Origin of the sequence: Paenibacillus koleovorans NBRC 103111 (assembly GCF_004000845.1) — a bacterium.
GTDB classification, from domain to species: Bacteria; Bacillota; Bacilli; order Paenibacillales; family NBRC-103111; genus Paenibacillus_AA; species Paenibacillus_AA koleovorans.
Window position 1 is genome coordinate 64,129 of sequence record NZ_BIMA01000020.1, and the last position, 17,376, is coordinate 81,504.

At 58.6% G+C, this 17,376-nt stretch carries 11 protein-coding genes; 4 read left to right on the plus strand and 7 right to left on the minus strand.

Going from position 1 to position 17,376, the window contains the following annotated elements; translation table 11 throughout:
* Positions 1-102: 102 nt before the first annotated feature.
* Positions 103-2,397, plus strand: a complete 2,295-nt coding sequence (locus PKO02S_RS09375; RefSeq protein WP_127581581.1) for a family 20 glycosylhydrolase — start codon at positions 103-105, stop codon at positions 2,395-2,397.
* A 110-nt stretch (positions 2,398-2,507) separates the two neighbouring features.
* On the plus strand, positions 2,508-3,425 hold the full coding sequence (locus tag PKO02S_RS09380; RefSeq protein WP_127581584.1) for an aldo/keto reductase: 918 nt from the start codon (positions 2,508-2,510) through the stop codon (positions 3,423-3,425).
* A gap of 280 nt (positions 3,426-3,705) precedes the next feature.
* Here PKO02S_RS09380 and PKO02S_RS09385 read toward each other — a convergent pair whose 3' ends face one another.
* Together PKO02S_RS09385 and PKO02S_RS09390 are read right to left on the minus strand one after the other, a co-directional pair.
* Complete coding sequence (locus PKO02S_RS09385; protein WP_127581587.1) at positions 3,706-5,565, minus strand: polysaccharide deacetylase family protein; 1,860 nt, start codon at positions 5,563-5,565, stop codon at positions 3,706-3,708.
* Positions 5,566-5,595: 30 nt separating this feature from the next.
* A complete protein-coding gene (locus PKO02S_RS09390) occupies positions 5,596-6,933 on the minus strand; it encodes a DegT/DnrJ/EryC1/StrS family aminotransferase (protein ID WP_164821364.1) in 1,338 nt (445 codons plus the stop codon).
* Between the two features lie 163 nt (positions 6,934-7,096).
* Between PKO02S_RS09390 and PKO02S_RS09395 the strand changes: the two genes are divergently transcribed.
* The gene (locus PKO02S_RS09395) at positions 7,097-10,015 is read left to right on the plus strand and encodes a response regulator (RefSeq protein WP_127581593.1); all 2,919 of its coding nucleotides are present in this window, start codon (positions 7,097-7,099) and stop codon (positions 10,013-10,015) included.
* A 3-nt stretch (positions 10,016-10,018) separates the two neighbouring features.
* Here PKO02S_RS09395 and PKO02S_RS09400 read toward each other — a convergent pair whose 3' ends face one another.
* From PKO02S_RS09400 to PKO02S_RS33185, 5 genes are all read right to left on the minus strand, one after another.
* Positions 10,019-12,793 carry a chemotaxis protein CheW gene (locus tag PKO02S_RS09400; protein ID WP_164821365.1) on the minus strand — a complete coding sequence of 925 codons (2,775 nt, stop codon included), beginning with the start codon at positions 12,791-12,793 and terminating at the stop codon, positions 10,019-10,021.
* A 1-nt stretch (position 12,794) separates the two neighbouring features.
* On the minus strand, positions 12,795-13,238 hold the full coding sequence (locus tag PKO02S_RS09405) for a chemotaxis protein CheW (RefSeq protein WP_164821366.1): 444 nt from the start codon (positions 13,236-13,238) through the stop codon (positions 12,795-12,797).
* Between the two features lie 37 nt (positions 13,239-13,275).
* The gene (locus PKO02S_RS09410) at positions 13,276-15,255 is read right to left on the minus strand and encodes a methyl-accepting chemotaxis protein (protein WP_127581603.1); all 1,980 of its coding nucleotides are present in this window, start codon (positions 15,253-15,255) and stop codon (positions 13,276-13,278) included.
* A 12-nt stretch (positions 15,256-15,267) separates the two neighbouring features.
* Positions 15,268-15,666, minus strand: coding sequence for a hypothetical protein (locus tag PKO02S_RS09415; RefSeq protein ID WP_127581607.1), 399 nt, complete (start codon positions 15,664-15,666; stop codon positions 15,268-15,270).
* Between the two features lie 139 nt (positions 15,667-15,805).
* Complete coding sequence (locus tag PKO02S_RS33185) at positions 15,806-16,726, minus strand: response regulator transcription factor (RefSeq protein ID WP_246066901.1); 921 nt, start codon at positions 16,724-16,726, stop codon at positions 15,806-15,808.
* Positions 16,727-16,904: 178 nt separating this feature from the next.
* Here PKO02S_RS33185 and PKO02S_RS09430 point away from each other — a divergent pair, with 178 nt between their 5' ends.
* Positions 16,905-17,213, plus strand: a complete 309-nt coding sequence (locus tag PKO02S_RS09430) for a hypothetical protein (RefSeq protein ID WP_127581610.1) — start codon at positions 16,905-16,907, stop codon at positions 17,211-17,213.
* The last annotated feature ends 163 nt before the right edge of the window (positions 17,214-17,376 follow it).

Sequence of the window (17,376 nt, forward strand, 5' to 3'; positions counted from 1 at the left end):
TATACTTATGGAGACCGGTCATGCTCCCCAGCTTCAAAGTGAGGACTTCGGCCTCTCCCTTGCCTATATCATGGTCGACTAGCCCATTAAAGGAGCGACATCATGCCTACTGCCCTTATTCCTGCACCCAAACACCAAGTGGACAAAGGAACGGTCCACCTCCCCTTCGAGCGGCCTATCGCAGCTCTGATTCCGGCCGACTGCTCGCCATTTATCCGAGCGGCAGCGCAGAATGTGCTGTCCCGGCTGACGGACATGGGCTTCATTGCCGTTGCCTTGCTGGAGGCGGCCGCTGCGGAGATGGAAGCCCCAGCGCCAGGTCCGTATCGGCTGCGATTCGTACCGAACGCCGATTCCGGCACCAGCGAGCGCTACGGCCTGGAAACCGACGCGGAGGAAACGAGGTTCTGCGGTTCTCCTCGCAGCATGCTGCATGCCGTCGAGACTTGGCTGCAGCTGCTCTCGCCTCTCTCGACGCAGCCAGCGTCGGCGTCGGAGCTTGGCGGCGTGAGGCTGACGCTGACTTCGATCGAGGATGCGCCGGATATGCCGGTGCGCGGCGTGTTCGTCGAATGCTTCATCGGTTCGGACCTGATGAAGCTGGACGACTGGCACCGGCTGATCGACGAGCTCGTCTCGCTCAAGCTGAACACGCTCAGCATCGGCATCAACGGAGCTTGGCCGATGCGGTATGACGAGCCGGACAGCCGGCTTGATTTCTTGTTCGTCCCGCTGATCGACGACCCTGAGCGGGTGACCGGCAGGCAGTTATCTTATTACGATCCGACGCTCGGGGAAGAACGAACGATTCAATATGAGATGCCGATTTACGCGGAGGATTTGCTGGGCGATATTATGGCTTACGCTGCCGAGCGCGGGGTCCGGACGATCCCGCTGTTCAACGGCCCCGGCCATACGACGGTGCTGTCGCAGCTGTATCCGCATATCTCGGCCAAAGATGCGAATGGCAATCCGACGGGCTTCGGCTACAGCTTCTCCCACCCGGAGACGATGGGGATGCTGAAGCGCATCTATACGCGTCTCGTGGAGCGGTATATGCGGCCGAACAGGCAGACGTGGGTGCATATCGGCTGCGACGAGGTTGCGCCGTTTCACTATATGAACGAGCGGATGAGCAGTCGGGCGGTATCCCCTTGGTGCAGCGAGGACATGCTGCGCTACTCGAAGAAAGAGCTGCTCCATCTGTATATCCGCGAGCTGGGCACGCATTTGGTCGGGCTGGGGATGGACAAGATCATCATCTGGCACGACGCATTGCACGGCATGGGCGGGTTCGACGAGGACTTCGAGCGGATGCTCGAGGAGAGCGGACTGGCCGGCAAGCTGACGATCCATTGGTGGCGGTACCATGAGCCTCCCTTGTCGGTTCAGCATGTTCGCGGAGCGGAGAACTGGGTCGCGCCGGCGACCGGCTATTTCCCGAATATTGTCTACCAAGACTTCCTCGACAATATCGATATTATGGTAAACGAAGGGGTCCGCGTCGGTGCGTCTGCCGCCGTCTCCTACGCCGTCTACGCGCCGAATCAGCATCGGAATACAGCGTTTCTGGCCGAGAAAAGCTGGAATACCGCTTCGCGGGTCGTCCGGTTCGAGGAGCGCTACGCGCGTTGGTTGTGCGGGGATGAGGCGGACGCGGCTTCGGTCGAGGCGCTGGAGGACGGCTTCCGGCGGATGCGGCAAGTGTACGGGCAATACGGGCATTGCTACTTCCTGATCGAGACGAGCATCTACTTCGGCAACTACTACCCGCGCAAGCCGTATCCGGCTCGGGTGTTGAATTCGCTCGCGAACAACGAGTTCGCGGTGGAGACGCTGTCGCGGCTGCTCGCGCTCGATCTGGACCGGGCGCTGAGCTATTTCGCTCAGGCGGCGCCGCGGGCGGATCGCGCGCAGCTGCTCGCGTACAACGTTATGGACTGCACGCGCACCAAGGGCGTGCTGGACGCGCTCGTCCAGTTCGGCCAGGCGGTCCGCCTGTACGAGCAAGCCCGCGTCCATCACCCCGACCGCCCCGACATGTTCGAAGAGGCGTATGGCAAGATGGAGCAGGCGGACAAGCATCTCCATGCGGCACTCCTCGCGGTGTGCGAGACGCATGTCGAATACTGGATTCCTGCGTCGCTGCGGGAGTTCACGCCGCTTGCGCGCAGCATTCGCGAGACGCTCGCGTTCTTGGCGCCTTGGCGCGACGCTGGTGTGCGGGAAGGCGGCGGGAACGGTCGGGGAGGCGACGCCGCTTCGAAGGCGGCGATTGCGGCCGATACGGCCGCTGCGGCTGATGACGATGCAGCTACGATCCCACCGCTCCCAATCGACAGCCTCCGCCTCACCGTGTACCCGCACCCGCGCGCCGCCGATCTGGACGAAGCTTAATCGCAGCTTGGTAAGATTGGAGTTTGCTTGAATCCTTCTCCGCTTTGTGCCACAATCACATGGAAAGCGGTTGTCCCAACCCAACCCATTCCCGGAGGAGGAGCAACAGAATGAAAACCATCAAGCTGGGCACGAGCAACCTGGAGGTGCCGGTTATCGCCGTCGGCTGCATGCGCATCAAGTCGCTGAATAAAACGGAAGCCGAACGGTTCGTAAGGACGGCGCTGGAGGAAGAGGCGAATTTTTTCGACCATGCGGATATTTACGGCGGCGGTACGTGTGAGACGATCTTCGCCGACGCGATCGGCATGAACGACGATGTGCGCGAGAAGATCATCCTGCAATCCAAGTGCGGCATCCGCAAAGGCATGTTCGATTTCTCGAAAGAGCATATCCTGTCTTCGGTGGACGGCATTCTGCAGCGGCTGAAGACCGATTACCTGGACATCCTGTTGCTGCACCGACCCGACGCCCTCGTCGAGCCGGAAGAAGTCGCCGAAGCGTTCGACCTTCTTCACAGCTCCGGCAAAGTGCGCCACTTCGGCGTCTCCAACCAGAAGCCGATGCAGATCGAGCTGCTGCGCAAATATGTGAAGCAGCCGATCGTCGCCAACCAGCTGCAGCTGAGCATCACGAACGCCGCCATGATCACGAACGGCTTCAACGTCAACATGCTGAACGACTCCGCGGTGGATCGCGACGGCAGCATACTCGATTATTGCCGTCTGCATGACATCACCGTGCAGCCGTGGTCGCCCTTCCAATACGGATTCTTCGAGGGGGTTTTCCTGGACAACGAGAAATTCCCCGAGCTAAATCAGAAGATCGATGAAGTCGCCGCCAAATACGAGGTTAGCAACACGACGATCGCGATCGCCTGGCTGCTGCGCCATCCGGCCCGGATGCAGCCCGTGCTCGGCACGATGAACGCCGACCGCCTGAGAGATTGCTGCCAAGCGGCCGACATCACATTGACCCGCGAGGAATGGTACGGCATCCTGCTTGCGGCGGGCAATGTATTGCCATAGGCTAAGCTTGGTTGATTCTTGCAAATAATGCAGTTAATTTCTCAAGAAGTGGCCAGCAGCTATCTTTACTTGCCAAAACTGCAGCTAATATCGCCCAAATCGCACCAACACGCGAATCCGGCTAAAATTAACTGTAGAAAACGCATCTAAAATAGGGGAGCAGGCATTTCAATCAAAAATAGATGTAAAAAATGCAACTATTATAGTTTTATAGTTCATAAAACGCAAAATCCCCTGGACTCTTTTCAGAGTTCAGAGGATTTTTTTGTGAAACAACAACTTAACGCGTCAACCAAATATTCGTAACGCCCTCATGCAGATGCTCGAGCACGATCTCCTTGTACTTGCAGCCGAAACGAAGCACATTGGACACCCGAGCGAGCTCGGCGCCATTGTCCACGGCGATGCCCCACGGATGCTCCGGGCTCCCGAACGCCTCCTCGTCGTAGGCGAGCAGGATGGTGACGCCGTCGACATCGGCTTCCGCTATGATGCGGCCCGTCGCCGTCTGACCCGCGCCTCCATGGCTCCACTCCACTTGCACTTGACGCCTCGCCCGGAACCAGTCGAGTATTTGCGCCCCCGTCCACCAGTCCATGCCGAGCTGACGCCCATGCTCCACCAGCTTCACCAGCATCGCGCCGACCGTCGATTCTGTTCCTACCAGATAAGGATGGAACAGGAAATGAGCGACCCCGTACACATCGCGTACCCGATCGGTCAAAGCCAAAGCCTCCTCCTCCGTGCAACGCATCGCGAAAGGCGGGTCCCAAGAAAGCGTCGTCAAGCTGACGACATCAGTCTCCTGCAGCCCGGTATCCGGATTGAACGTCAGGAACGGATGGCTCGTGCCGGTAAGAAACCCTTTGTTGCCTTGTTTCGTACCTCCACGGGACTGCTCCAGGTAGAGGCCTTGACGCTCGCACCAATGCAGCAGCGCATAGTCGCCTTCCCAACGCAAATAATGGTTCTTGTTCGTGACGATCCGCTCATCCGGAAACTGGCTGCGCAGCATATCGTACTGGTGCTTGAAATGCGATTCCTTCCACTGGCTCTGCGGCATCTCGGTTCCGAGCGCATTGTAGTGGAGCGCAACCTCATGACCGGCTTCAGCAATACGCCGATTGATCGACTCGTCGTACCCCGGCATGATGATGCACCAGGTTGACTTCACTCCGGCATCCGCCAGCCGATCGAGCGTGTTCAGCGCCTGCTCCGGAATATTCCGGTCCGTGTCGTGCGAGATATGGCCGATGGCCGACAACCCTCCCGGCCACAGCCACACTTGCCCGAACGTATGGCCGGACGCCGTGAACAGCTGATGCAGCAGCCGCATGAACAGAATGCGCCACTCGTCGACGATCGGGTGCAGGTAGAACGGCGCGCCTCCGACCGTATCGCGGTCCCTTCCCCAATCGAGCACGCAAGCGTCGTCCGCCTTCAGAATGTTGTCATTGATCGCGCCCGTTCCGTCCGGCGCCGGCGCTCCGTCCTTGACGACCTTGACTCCTTGCTGGATCAAGCAAAACGTCTGCATCAGGTCGACGGCGAGCATCGTCGCCCGCCCGCGTCCGACACGGCGCGAGAGCAACGCAGGGAACGGCTCGCGGACGATGCCGATCCGCCTCATGAGCTGTCCGCCGATCTCCAGCGGCCCACAGTCGCCAGCGTCAATCGCGGAAGCTGTGGAACCCCCGGAAACCCCGGAAGCGCTGGAAGCTCCGGAAGCTCCGGCAGAGAGCGGCTCCACGGAGCAGCCGCCGAAAAAGTGGAACGAGCTTTGCAGATCTTCCGCCAGCGGATCGTCGCCCCACTCGACCCAGCCCTCCGTCACGTTCAAGTCGCCCGTTACTTGGCGGACGCCGAACAAGCTGCCGGTACCATGCAGCCCGCCGATCGCAAGCAGCACATTCCCTTCCCGGCAATAAGCCCCGCAAGCCGCAGCCCAATCGGAGCGGTCGCCTTCCCCCACGAGCAGCGTAACACCCGTTGGCAATGCATCCGCCCAGTCGTCCGGCGACCATTTTTGATAGGCCAGGCCCAAGTACGTCAGCAGCTCGAATATATTCTCCGTGTAGCAGGCTCGCCGTTCCGCTCGCATAATCCCGCATTCCCGCTCATTCCACACAACATGAATCATGGTGACAAGTCCCCTTTGCTGTCAGTCTTCCTAACGCCGATTGGACAAATGCCACCCGCCGACGAACGGCGCGTTGCCCCGGTCATCTTCAAGCAGCTCCTTGTAATTTTCCGCAACCTTCCGGTAAGCGGCGGCGTGCTGCTCGATCGCTTCCGGACGGAAATGCTTGAACCAAGGGATGCTGTACACCTTCTGTCCGATCGTGTCGCTCACCGGCAAGCTCGCGTCCAACTGCCGCACATCCCGCACCGCATGCGCGATCCGCGTCGGCTTGCCATGGCCGTACACATCGGCATCGTGCAGCAGCGCGTGCATATGCATCGGCAGGTTGCAGCCCGGTCCGGCCAGCGAACCTTCCGCCCGCACCGCTTCGCAGAACCGGGTCACCGACAGCCCGCCCAGCTCCTCCGACACGTAGTGGCCGTGCGCCGCATACCAGCCGGCCATCGTCGAATCCGTGCCGGGCGGCGTGCGGTGAGGCCGCAGACCGGGAACCCCATCCAGCAAATCCCAGAAGTAGTTCATCGCCTTGTCGATCTCTGCACAGCGTGCATCGTAATGCTTCAGCTGCACCCGCCCCATCGCCGAGCTGACCTGGTGCATCCGGTACTTGTAGGCGCCGAGCGGCAGCCCGGTGTAAGGCTTCAGCTCGGGGCTTACGATCTGGGACCCGAACCGCTCGTAGTGGCCGAGCGACATCGCGCGCTCATAGATCGCAAGATCGTTCGTCACGAGCATGCCGGCTTCGCCGATGGCGAGCGACTTGCCGGCCATAAGCGACATCGCGCCGACATGGCCGATCGTGCCGAGCTTGCGTCCCTTATAATAGCCGCCTTGCGCATGAGAGACGTCCTCGATCACTTGGAGATTATGTTTGGCGGCAATAGCCATAATCGCATCCATATCGGCGGGATGACCCAAGTAATGGACAACCATAATCGCTTTCGTACGCTCGCCGATTCGATGCTCGATATCGTTCGGATCGATGCACAGCGTGACCGGATCCAGATCGGCGAAGACGACGGTCGCCCCCAAGTTGAATGCCTGCAGCCCGGATGCCCAATACGTGACGCTCGGGCAAATAACTTCATCCCCTACGCCGACCCCCACTCCGTACATCGCCGCCTGGAGCGACGCCGTCCCGTTATTGAAGCCTAGCGCGTAGTCCATTCCGAGCCACGCCTTGAAATCTTCCTCCAGCTGCATCGTGATGTCGCTGCCCGACATATTGCCTTCGCGAATGACTTGCAGCACCGCCTGTTCATCCTCTTCCGTTACGATCGGCCATTTGAACATGTCGCCGTCTTCCAGTGTAACCGCTTTAGTTCCGCCCAACAGGGCAAGCTTGGAACCTGTTTCCACAGTCATTTCGCAACACTCCCTATCTTTTGATACCCCCATTGTACCTCATTCTAACTGCCTGTTACATACCTGTTGAGTTGCTAGTTTCATTTATTTTTTTAAGATAAACTACGCTCGCATCTTGTCGAATCATGGTACATTTATAGGTATATGGACAGGGGGAGTGCGTATGGTAAAAGATTTGCTCATTAATTTTGCTTTACTTGCCGTGTTCGTGTTTCTCGCGCGCCAGCTGTTCACGCAACCGGCGATCCGGCGCCTGCCAGAGTGGCTGTACCAGTCGACCGTCGCCCTGGTTCACGGCATCTACGGCACCATCCTGATCTACTATGGCGTGGCCGTCTCCGACACTCACATTCTCGACTTCCGGGCCGTGGCCATCATACTCGCCGCTTATATTGGTGGCACCTCCTCCGCCTTCCTGACAACCGCTTTTCTCATCATAACCCGGTCGGCCCTGGACCCTGCCGTCTTCGGACGGGTGGCGATGCTCGGGATGCTCATCTTCCTAGGATGCGCGATCGTGAACCGCTTTGTGCGTCCTTACTGGCCGAAATGGATTTTGCTCGCTCTCTGCCCTTCCATTGTCCTGTTCGGCAACCTTCAATTTTTCACCCCGCTGCCTTTCGTAGAAATCGTCCTTCCGGACATCGTCCTGCATTTCGTCATCGGCCTGATTGTCGCCGCCATGCTCCGCTATTGGATGCGATCGGATGAGCTTGCCCTCCAGGTGCAAGGGATGAGGCAGGAGCTGGCGGAAATCGTGCAGATGCAGCCCGGCTTCACTTTCAAGCTGCAGAAGAATGGGAGCCGGATCATCTACTCGCTGATTGACGGAAGGCTTCTCCAGGAGATGGATTTGCGACCGAACGACTTTATAGGAAAAACTCCCACGGAAGTAAAAAGATTCCCCCAGCCTTACGCCCTCTTCCAACAAGCCAACTACGAGCATGCCTGGCAAGGGAACAAGCATACTTACGAGTCCGAGCTATTCGGCAAACAGTTGATGACTACGCTGCAGCCCGTCTTCGAAGGACCGGATGTGAAAGCGGTCATCGGAGCTACCGCCGATATGACGGAGCGGCGAGCGGCGGAAGCGGCCGGTCAGGCGAGTCAGGCCAAGACGGAGTTTCTGGCCCGCATGAGTCACGAAATCCGGACGCCACTGAACGGCATTATGGGTTTATCCCAGTTGCTGAGAGGAACCGATCTGTCACCGCATCAGCAATCTTATCTGGATAAAATATTAACCTCTTCCGACATCCTGCTCAGGATCATCAACGATATTCTTGATTTCTCCAAAATCGAGGCCGGCAAGCTAGAGCTCGAGCGGATCGGGTTCGGGCTGGACGAGCTGTTCCTCGAGCTGGCCGATCAGATGGACATTCTGACGCGAGGCAAGCAGTTGGAGCTGATCGTGGAATCGCCGCCGTTGCCGCCCGGCTCCCGGCTAATCGGCGATCCGCTGCGGTTGAAGCAGGTGCTGCTCAACCTGTGCAGCAACGCGATCAAATTCACCGAACGCGGTCATATCCGCGTCACCGCAACGATCGAGCAGCGTCACGCCGAGTCGCTGACCATCCGGTTCGCCGTCGAGGATACCGGCATCGGCATTTCGCCGGAGCAGGAGCGGCAGCTGTTCCAGCCGTTCTCCCAAGGCGACGGCTCTACGAGCCGCAAGTACGGCGGAACGGGTTTGGGGTTGACGATCAGCCGCTTTCTCATCGAGAGCATGGGCGGCCAGCTAGAGCTCCGCAGCGTTGTCGGCGAAGGCAGTACTTTGACATTCGCGCTCTCGTTCGATCTTGCCGGCTCCGTTCAAGATGCCCAGGCAGAAGCGGATAAATATTCCCTAACGAATGAACGCGACGGGGAACGAGTTCCGCATCGCGTGCTTCTTGTGGAAGACTATGAACCGACGCGGTCCGCCTTGACCCGCACGCTGAAGTCACTTGCGTGCGAAGTGACGGCCATCGCCTCCTGGAAGGAACTGCCGAATTCTCGCTTCGACCTCGTGCTCTATGATCTTGACGCCTCCGAACAAGCAGGTGATGGGTTGGAGCGTATCGAGCAAGCCCGGCTCCACTCCGGCACCGCCTTGATCGTCCCCATAACGACATCTTGGGGCCGGGAGCGGCTGCTTCATCAGCCGGCTTCGATGAGCGCGGACGCCGTGCTGCTGAGACCTGTAAGCAGGTTGGCACTCAGCCGGATTTTGAATTTGTTTAATGACGAAGAACGAGAGGCTGAGAGGGCCGAGTCGACAAGCTCAGTTGAAGTTGAAGTCGGAGTCGGAGTCAGGGTTGATGTCGAAGACACGAGCGACACTCCGATCAGGTCGAACAGTTACCGCATCCTGCTGGCCGAGGATCATGAGATCAACCGGCTCGTCGTGATGGACCAGCTCACTCCGCTGGGTTATGAGGTCGTTGTCGCCCATGGCGGTGAAGAAGCGTTGGGGCTGCTGCAGGATGGCCGCCGCTACGATCTCGTGCTCATGGATATTCATATGCCCGATATGGACGGCTATGAAGCTGCGAAGCGAATCAGGCTTATGCCGGAATTCCGCGATCTGCCGATCGTCGCCTTGACGGCTGACGCGCTGCTGCACCAGCAGCCTACCTACTTGCAGGCGGGGATGAACGATTATTTGCTGAAGCCGATGCAGCTGGAACAGCTGACCGCAATGGTGCGCAAGTGGATCAACTCGTCCGCCTACGCAGAAAAAGCAGCTGCTCCTGTAGAATCCAACCTTCCGTTCCATGTGGAGGGACTGGACCTGCTGCAAGTAATGGCTCGAATCGGCGGTCGATTGCCGATCCTGCTCAATGTACTTCAGTTATTCAAACGGGAGTACGCCGACTTCGGCGTTCGGCTCGAGGGCATGATGAATGCCCGGGACTATAGCGCCGCGCGCCGTCATGTACATACGCTGATCGGCGTCTCCCGCAACCTGGCTGCCGTTCGGCTGGTGGATCTGGCCATGACGCTCGAAGAGGACATCCACGCCGAGTCGCCCCATTACAAGCTAACGTTAGTCTATGTGAACGCCGAAATTCGACGGATCGTCGCCGGCATCCCGGAATAGAGCTTATGCGGCGCCGGCAGGGATCATTCGTTCGAGCCGCAGCAGCATAATCAGACCACGCTCCGTCCGGTAGACGCCTTTCATCAGACCTCTGTTGCCGGCAGCCGCTGCCGGCGGTGGAGCAATGTCATCCTCCCGAAGTGAGATGACCTCCGTTACTTGATCCACGATCAGCCCCACATCGCTTCCGCCGACGGAAGCGATGATAACTCGAGATTGCGGGGTGCAGACGGCAGCCCGCAAGCCGAGAGATTCCCTCAAGGCGTAGACCGGCAGCAGCTCGCCTCGCAGATCGATGATGCCGCTCAGGCAACGCTCCGCATCGGCCACCTTGCGGATGTCGGGCACGGTGATGATTTCCTTGACCTCGCGAATCGGCAAGCCGTAACTTTCTCCGTCCAGCCGGAAGGTGACCAGCTTCGTCTCGACTGCCTCTGCCGCTGCGCCGCCTTTCGCCGGTTTCCCACCGGAGCTCGCTCTATCCGCCGCCATGGACTCTTTCATCGTACCTGCCTGCTGGATGATCGAACCGACATCCAGGATGACCGCCACGCTGCCGTCACCCATAATCGTCGAACCCGCGACGTAAGGCACTTGGCCGATGAAACGGCCGAGCGATTTCATGACGATCTCCTGATTGGCAATCGGCCTGTCGACCAGCAGACAAACCCGCTTTTCCGCCATCCCGATCATAACCGCATAGTTCCCTTTCACCTCGCGCTCCCCTTCGACTTCCGTCTCCCGCTTGATGCCGAGCAGTCGATCCAGCCGCAAGAGCGGAACAATTTCGCCCCTTACTTTGAAAATGTCCCGGCCGTGCACGGTCTGAACGTCCTGCTCCTGCACGCGGAAAATCTCAATTACATTGACCATCGGCAGCGCGAAGGTGCGCTCTTCCAATCCGACGAGCAATGAGCCGATAATCGCCAGCGTGAGCGGAAGCTTGATCGTGAACACCGTGCCTTTGCCCAGCTCGGTCTGGATATCGATGACACCGTTCAGCTTCTCAATATGCGAGCGCACGATGTCCATCCCGACGCCGCGGCCGGACAGGTCGGTCACCCGCTCCGCCATCGACATGCCGGAATGAAAAATGAGCATGATGAGCTCACGGTCCGTGAGGCGGTTCGCTTCTTCCATCGTAAGGAAGCCTTTCTCTATCGCCTTCTGCTTGATCCGGGCCGGATCGATGCCGCGTCCGTCATCCGTCACCGAGATAACGACGGCATTTTCCTGATGGGTCGCCTTTAGATGGATCGTGCCTTTGCGCGGTTTTCCCAGCCTCTCCCGCTCCTCCGGCGTCTCGAGCCCGTGATCCGCCGCATTGCGCAGAATATGGATGAGCGGATCGCTGATCTCCTCAATCAATGTGCGGTCCAGCTCCGTCTCGTTGCCTTCGATGTGCAGGGCGATCTCCTTGCCTGTCATCTGCATCAAATCGCGCACGAGCCTCGGGAACCGGCTGAACAGCTGCTCGATCGGCAGCATGCGGGTTTTCATCATCCCATCCTGCAGATCGCCGACCGTACGCGTCAGCCGGTGAATGATATCGCCCAGCATCACCACCTCCGGAGCACCTGCGAGCTTATCCCGCAGCTGCTTGCCCGCCTCCTCCAGCCTTGTCTTGTCGATAATCAGCTCGCCGACCAAGTTGAGCAAGTGCTCGAGCCGGCTCACGTCGACCCGCACCGTCTGATTCGCCTGAAATTTACCCGGGCTCGGAGCTGCAGCAACGGCGGCAGACGCTTCAGCAGACGCCGTAACTGCAGCAGCGGATGCGGCTGAGAACGCGGCGGCAAGCGACACAGAATCCCGCTCCCGTTGCTTAGTATCGACGTCAGCCTGCGCTACTTCGGTTCCAGCTCCCATACCGGCTCCAGCACCCCTTCCCGCTGCCCGGCTCACTCCCGTTTCTGCCGCTGTCAGCAAGACCACTCCAGCTTCAACAGCTTCCACCGCTACAGCCGTCTCCAGCGCCGCATTCAAACCCACGCCGCCGCCAAGGAGCCAGCCGCTTTCCACCGTATCGCAGCGCACGCGGCTCAGCTCCGCCCGATCCGCCAAGTACCGGCTCATCGCGTCCACGCCCGACGTCCCGGCGAGCACGCAGGCGAACCGCTCCCGCCCCTCGCAGCCGACCCGCAGCTCCTCCACGGAAGGCGAGCAAGCGAGCAGCGCGCCGAACGACTTCAGCTCCTCGAAGATGAGCAACGCCCTCGCCGCCGCCATCGGCTCCTCCGGCTTCATCGCGAGCTGGACGAGCACGACCGCGTCGCCTTGACGCAACCGCTCCGCCATGAGCAGCTGCTGCTCCGCCGAGAAGCTTCCGGCCGCGAGCAGCGCCGGATCCTGCTGCTCGCCGATCACTGCCGCCGCCTTCGACTGCTCCTGCTGGAACCGCGCCGGCTCCAGATCTTGGAGCAGCACCTCTACCGGCTCCTCCTCGAATTGCCCCTGCACGAACCGTTCCCGCTGCGCCTTCAAGTAATCGACGCTGCGGAACAGCAAATTGACGAGCCCGGGCTGCAGCTGCAGCTTGTCCGTGCGAAGCAGATCGAAGATGCTCTCCACCTTGTGCGTCACTTGTTTGACCCGCTCGAATCCCATTGCGGAGGACGAGCCCTTCAGCGTATGGGCGGCGCGGAAAATCGTCTGTATCGTCGAAGGCTGATTGCCGCTCGTCTCCAGCTCCAGCAGCATACCGTCCAGGATATGAAGCTGCTCCTCATACTCGTCCAGGAACACATTCATATACGCGGCAAATTTCGTATCCAGCATCTCACACGCCCCCTCTCTGCACGATGGTCTCCAGCTCCATAATACTGACCACATGCTCTTCCGAATGCCCGACGCCTCGGATAGTTGCCGCCTCACCGGCTTGTCCGCCCCAGTCCGGCGCCGGCTGGATCCTGGAATACGAGGCGACGTGATGCACGCGGTCGACGATGAAGCCGACCTGCTCCTGCCCCGACCCTACGACGACGATGCGTTGATGGGATCTGTCATTCGCCTTCCCGCTTCCGCCTCCGAACATGTCTCGCAAGCAGACGACCGGTACGATTTTCCCCCGGAGATTGATCACCCCGCGGATATCCGCCCCTGTGCCGGGAATCTCCGTGATTGGCTGCATACGAATGATCTCCTGAATAGTCTCGATCCGAATGGCGTACCGTTCCCGGCCGAGCCCGATCTCAATATATTGCGAGCGTTCCAGCGTGTTCAATGCCCTTCCCTCCTTCAGTTTGCTCCTCCGATTCGCCTTACACTTGGAACTTGGCGATCGAGGCATGCAGCCCCTGCGCCAAATTCTCGAGCGACTGCGACGAGCTCGCGGTCTGTTGTGCCGCGGCCGAAGCCTGCTCGCTAACAGCGGCGATCGATTCGACTTGCTTCAGCACCTCGCCGGTTTGCGCCGCCTGCTCCTCGCTGGCCGCCGCAATCTCGGACACCTGCTCGGCCGTCTCGCTCGACAGCCGGACGATGCTCACTAGCGCTTCGCCGGTTTTGCGCGACAGCACCGCCGTCTTCTCGACCGCCTCCACACTCAGCTTCGTATTGTGCTGAATGCCCTTGATGATCGATGCGATCTCCTTCGTCGCCTCGGAGCTCCGCTCCGCCAGCTTGCGTACCTCGTCCGCTACGACGGCGAATCCGCGCCCCTGCTCGCCGGCTCTAGCCGCTTCGATCGCGGCGTTCAGCGCGAGCAAATTCGTCTGATCGGCGATATCGTCGATCACTTGAATGATTTGGCCGATCTTGTGGGAGTCTTGCTCCATTACCGCCATCTGGCTCGTGAGCTGCTCCATGCTGGCGATCGACGCTTGTACGGCTTCGCCGCCTTGCTGCGCCCCTTGATGCGTTTTGCGCGACAGCTCCGCCGCCGACTCCGCGCTGTCGGCTACCGTGTCGACCGCCCGGGCCAGCTCCTGAAACATCTCATTCATCGACGTCGCCGATTCCGCTTGCAGCATGCTGCCTCGAGCGATCTCCTCCGTGGTGGCCGATATTTCGCTGGCCGAGCCGGTTACGCTGCGAGCCGACTCCGCCGTCTGACGGATCAGCGTCCGCAAGCTGTCGATCATCTCATTGAACAGCTTCGTCAATCGGCCGAACTCATCCTTGCCTTGGTGCTGCAGCTTCTCGGTCAAATTGCCTTCCGCCACCAGCTGCGACACCCGGATGACGTCGTTGATGTTGCGGATGACGATAACGCGGATGATCAGGACGAGCAGCAGCAGGATGACCGCCAGTGCCACGACCGAGATCAGGATCGAGGTGATGAGTCCGTCATGATACGTTTTCAGGATCGTACTTTGAGGGATCACGGTTTCGACGTACCATTTCTCCGCGCTCCCGTTCAACAGGATCGGTTCGAAGTACCGCAGCACCTTGTTGCCGTCGGAATCCGCGTTGTAGAAGTAGTTTTGCCCCGCCTTCAACCCGTCCCAAACCGCTTTTTTCGCCTCGTTATCCGCATATAGCTTGGTGACCTTCTCCGGCGAATTCCCGTGCGCGATATACTTCCCGGACTGCGAGACGATCGTCACATGGCCGCCAGCCGGTTTGGACGCTGCCGCCAGCTTGGCCAGCGCATCGAGGGTCAGGTCGACGCCGACGATGCCGAGGAATTGGCCCTTCTCATCCAGAATCGGCGAGACGATGCTCGTGATCAGGGTATCGACTCCGTTCACCTTGTATGTGTAAGGCTCGAGCAGCGTGGGCTTCTTAGTCCGCTTCGGAATCAGGTAGAAGTCCCCCGGGCCTTCTTTCTCATAATCCATCAACGGCTCTAACACAATATTGCCGCCGCTTCTCGCCACATAAGGGACGAATCGGCCAGTGGCATCGTCGTAGGAAGCCTTCCTGACATTCCCGCTGTCGTTCTGGTCAAACGCATTCGGCTCCCACAGCGTATACACGGCGAGCACATTCGACTTCTTCTCGAGCGTTCGCTTCAAGATACGGACAATATCCTCCCGCTTCAACGCTTGAGTCTGCCGCACGTCCATCATCGTGTCGGTCAGTGTTGCGAACATCGAATCGAATCCCGTCAGTCCATCCTGGAACGGCTTCGCATACCCTCGGCCGGCCACCTGCGACTCCACTTCCCCTTTCTTCAAGCTGACCGACCGCAGCTCCAACAAATTTTGTCCGACCAGCACGAGGAACACCACCGCTAAAGCCGCTCCCGCGGTTAGCCCCAATTTCACCGACAACTTCGCATTTCGAAACCATTTCATCCTCAATTCCCCCTATTGTTTCATAATGGTAAAATCCAAAATATCCAGCAGCTCGCTCCTTGCCCGATTGACGAACCCCATCATCGACTCCTGCAGCTTCTCCACCGGGAGCGCCGCGGACAGCACTACACAAGCCGGAGTGGCGTGCATTTTCAACTCATAGTTGGACTTGTACCGGTCTACCTCTTCGCAGAGCGTCGTCTCGCTGTAGGTGCTTGGCAGCAAGTAAGCAAATCGCAGAACCGGACATTCGTGATGCCACTCTTCAATTTGAAACACTTCTGTGTTATGCCGCCCCCCTTTTTTCCTCCAACGAAAGCCGTCCTTGAACCCTCGATCCTCTTCCCAGCCTGGCTCGTACTCCTTGGAGGCTTCTGCAAACAATTCCCGGTAGTAGAATAGCAAGTTCATGGGAAGCGCCACCGCCTGTTCCTCTCTGTAATGCCTCAAGCATGGGCCAAAAATATTAGATTAGTTCCGGACCTTGTATTAGCCGAATGTTTAGTTATGAAACAAACAAAAAAGCCCCCTCCAGGGAGCTTCGACTTCATTAATAAGGATTGAATTTGTACCCTACGCCTCTCACGGTGAGCAGGTGAACGGGTTTCTTCGGATCGGCTTCGATTTTTTTGCGCAGGTTCGTCACATGGATATCGATGGCTCGGTCGTTCACGATCGAATCGATGCCCCGGACAGCGTTGATCAGCTGCTCGCGTGTGAATACGATGCCCGGATTGTCGCAAAATAGCTTCATTACCTCGTATTCGGAGTACGTCGTCTCGATCCATTCGCCCTGCTTTGTGATGGATCGGCGTTCGGCATCGACCTGGATGGCGGGCTCTTTTTGCGATTTCGCGGGTATGTGACGGTCGGGTCGGATAAGGGGACTGAAACCTGCTGCGTCACTTGGATTTGGACTTGGGGTTGAGCTTGCCGGGCGTGTTGCCGAAGTTGCCGACGATGGTGCTAATCCTGATAATGGTGCGGGTGCAGACTGTGCTAAAGATGCCGCAGATGCTGCGGATGATGCCGATGGCGCTGCCATCGATGGCGGTGGCGGTACCATAGTTCGCACGCTCGCCGTTGATGACCGCAGTAGCGGCGCTACGCCGGCGGCTCGTCGCAGCACGACTTGAATGCGCGCATCCAGCTCCTGCATGCTGAACGGCTTGCACAAGTAGTCGTCCGCCCCCAGCGTCAGTGCCTGAATGCGCTCGGTCACCTTTGTCTGGGTGGATACGACGATAATCGGCACCTCGGATTGTGCGCGCAGCTTCAGGCACAGCTCGCTTCCTGCGCTGTCGGGAAGCATCAGATCAAGGAGCACCACGTCGGGCTCGAACTCCTTCAACGCGTCCAACCCACCCTGGGCCGTCTCGACTCGAAGCACCCGGTAGCCTTCCTCGGCCAAATACATCCGTATCATCTCTCCGATGATCGGATCATCTTCTATCGCCAGCACTTTGGTCACGAAGTTCCACCGCTCTACTAGTTAATTGTTAGAAAACTGCTAGAATGTTAGCTGGTTTCGATACTTTCATTATATAGGCGCATACTTGGACCCGTCTACCAGAAACTGTCGAATTTTGTCATAAGTAGCTTAGCGGTGTATACTTGGAGAGTAAAATAAAAAGCGGAGGCTTCCCCCGATGAGTGCGCGTTACCGAATCACCAGGTCTTTTCAGAACCATGACGGCGATCCCTCGATTACATTGGAAGAAAGCAAGCTGATCTTTGGTGCCAAGCCGGAGTTTATGTATTCTCCGGTCTACACGGTGACCAGTCCAACTAGCACGATGTCGATCGAAGGGGATTTTTTCCTGTGGAGCTATGCTGGAAAAATAATCCCTTTCCGTCATTACCAGGGCGACCTGTATGTCGCCGTTTCCGAGGAAGCGGTGCTGAACAAAATGATGGAAGTGGCCAGCGAGCTGAGAGCGGATATAACAGAAGGATAGCCCCCTGTACGACGATTCGGCGCTTCGAGTTCTCGTCTCTTCGAACTCTTCGAATCGAATAACGCTATGACACTTTATTCCGCCAACCTCGGCCTTCCGCACAAAAATAACGTTACGCCGTCATCTTCATTTCGCTTCCAACATCCCATTTTAGCCCGCCTCA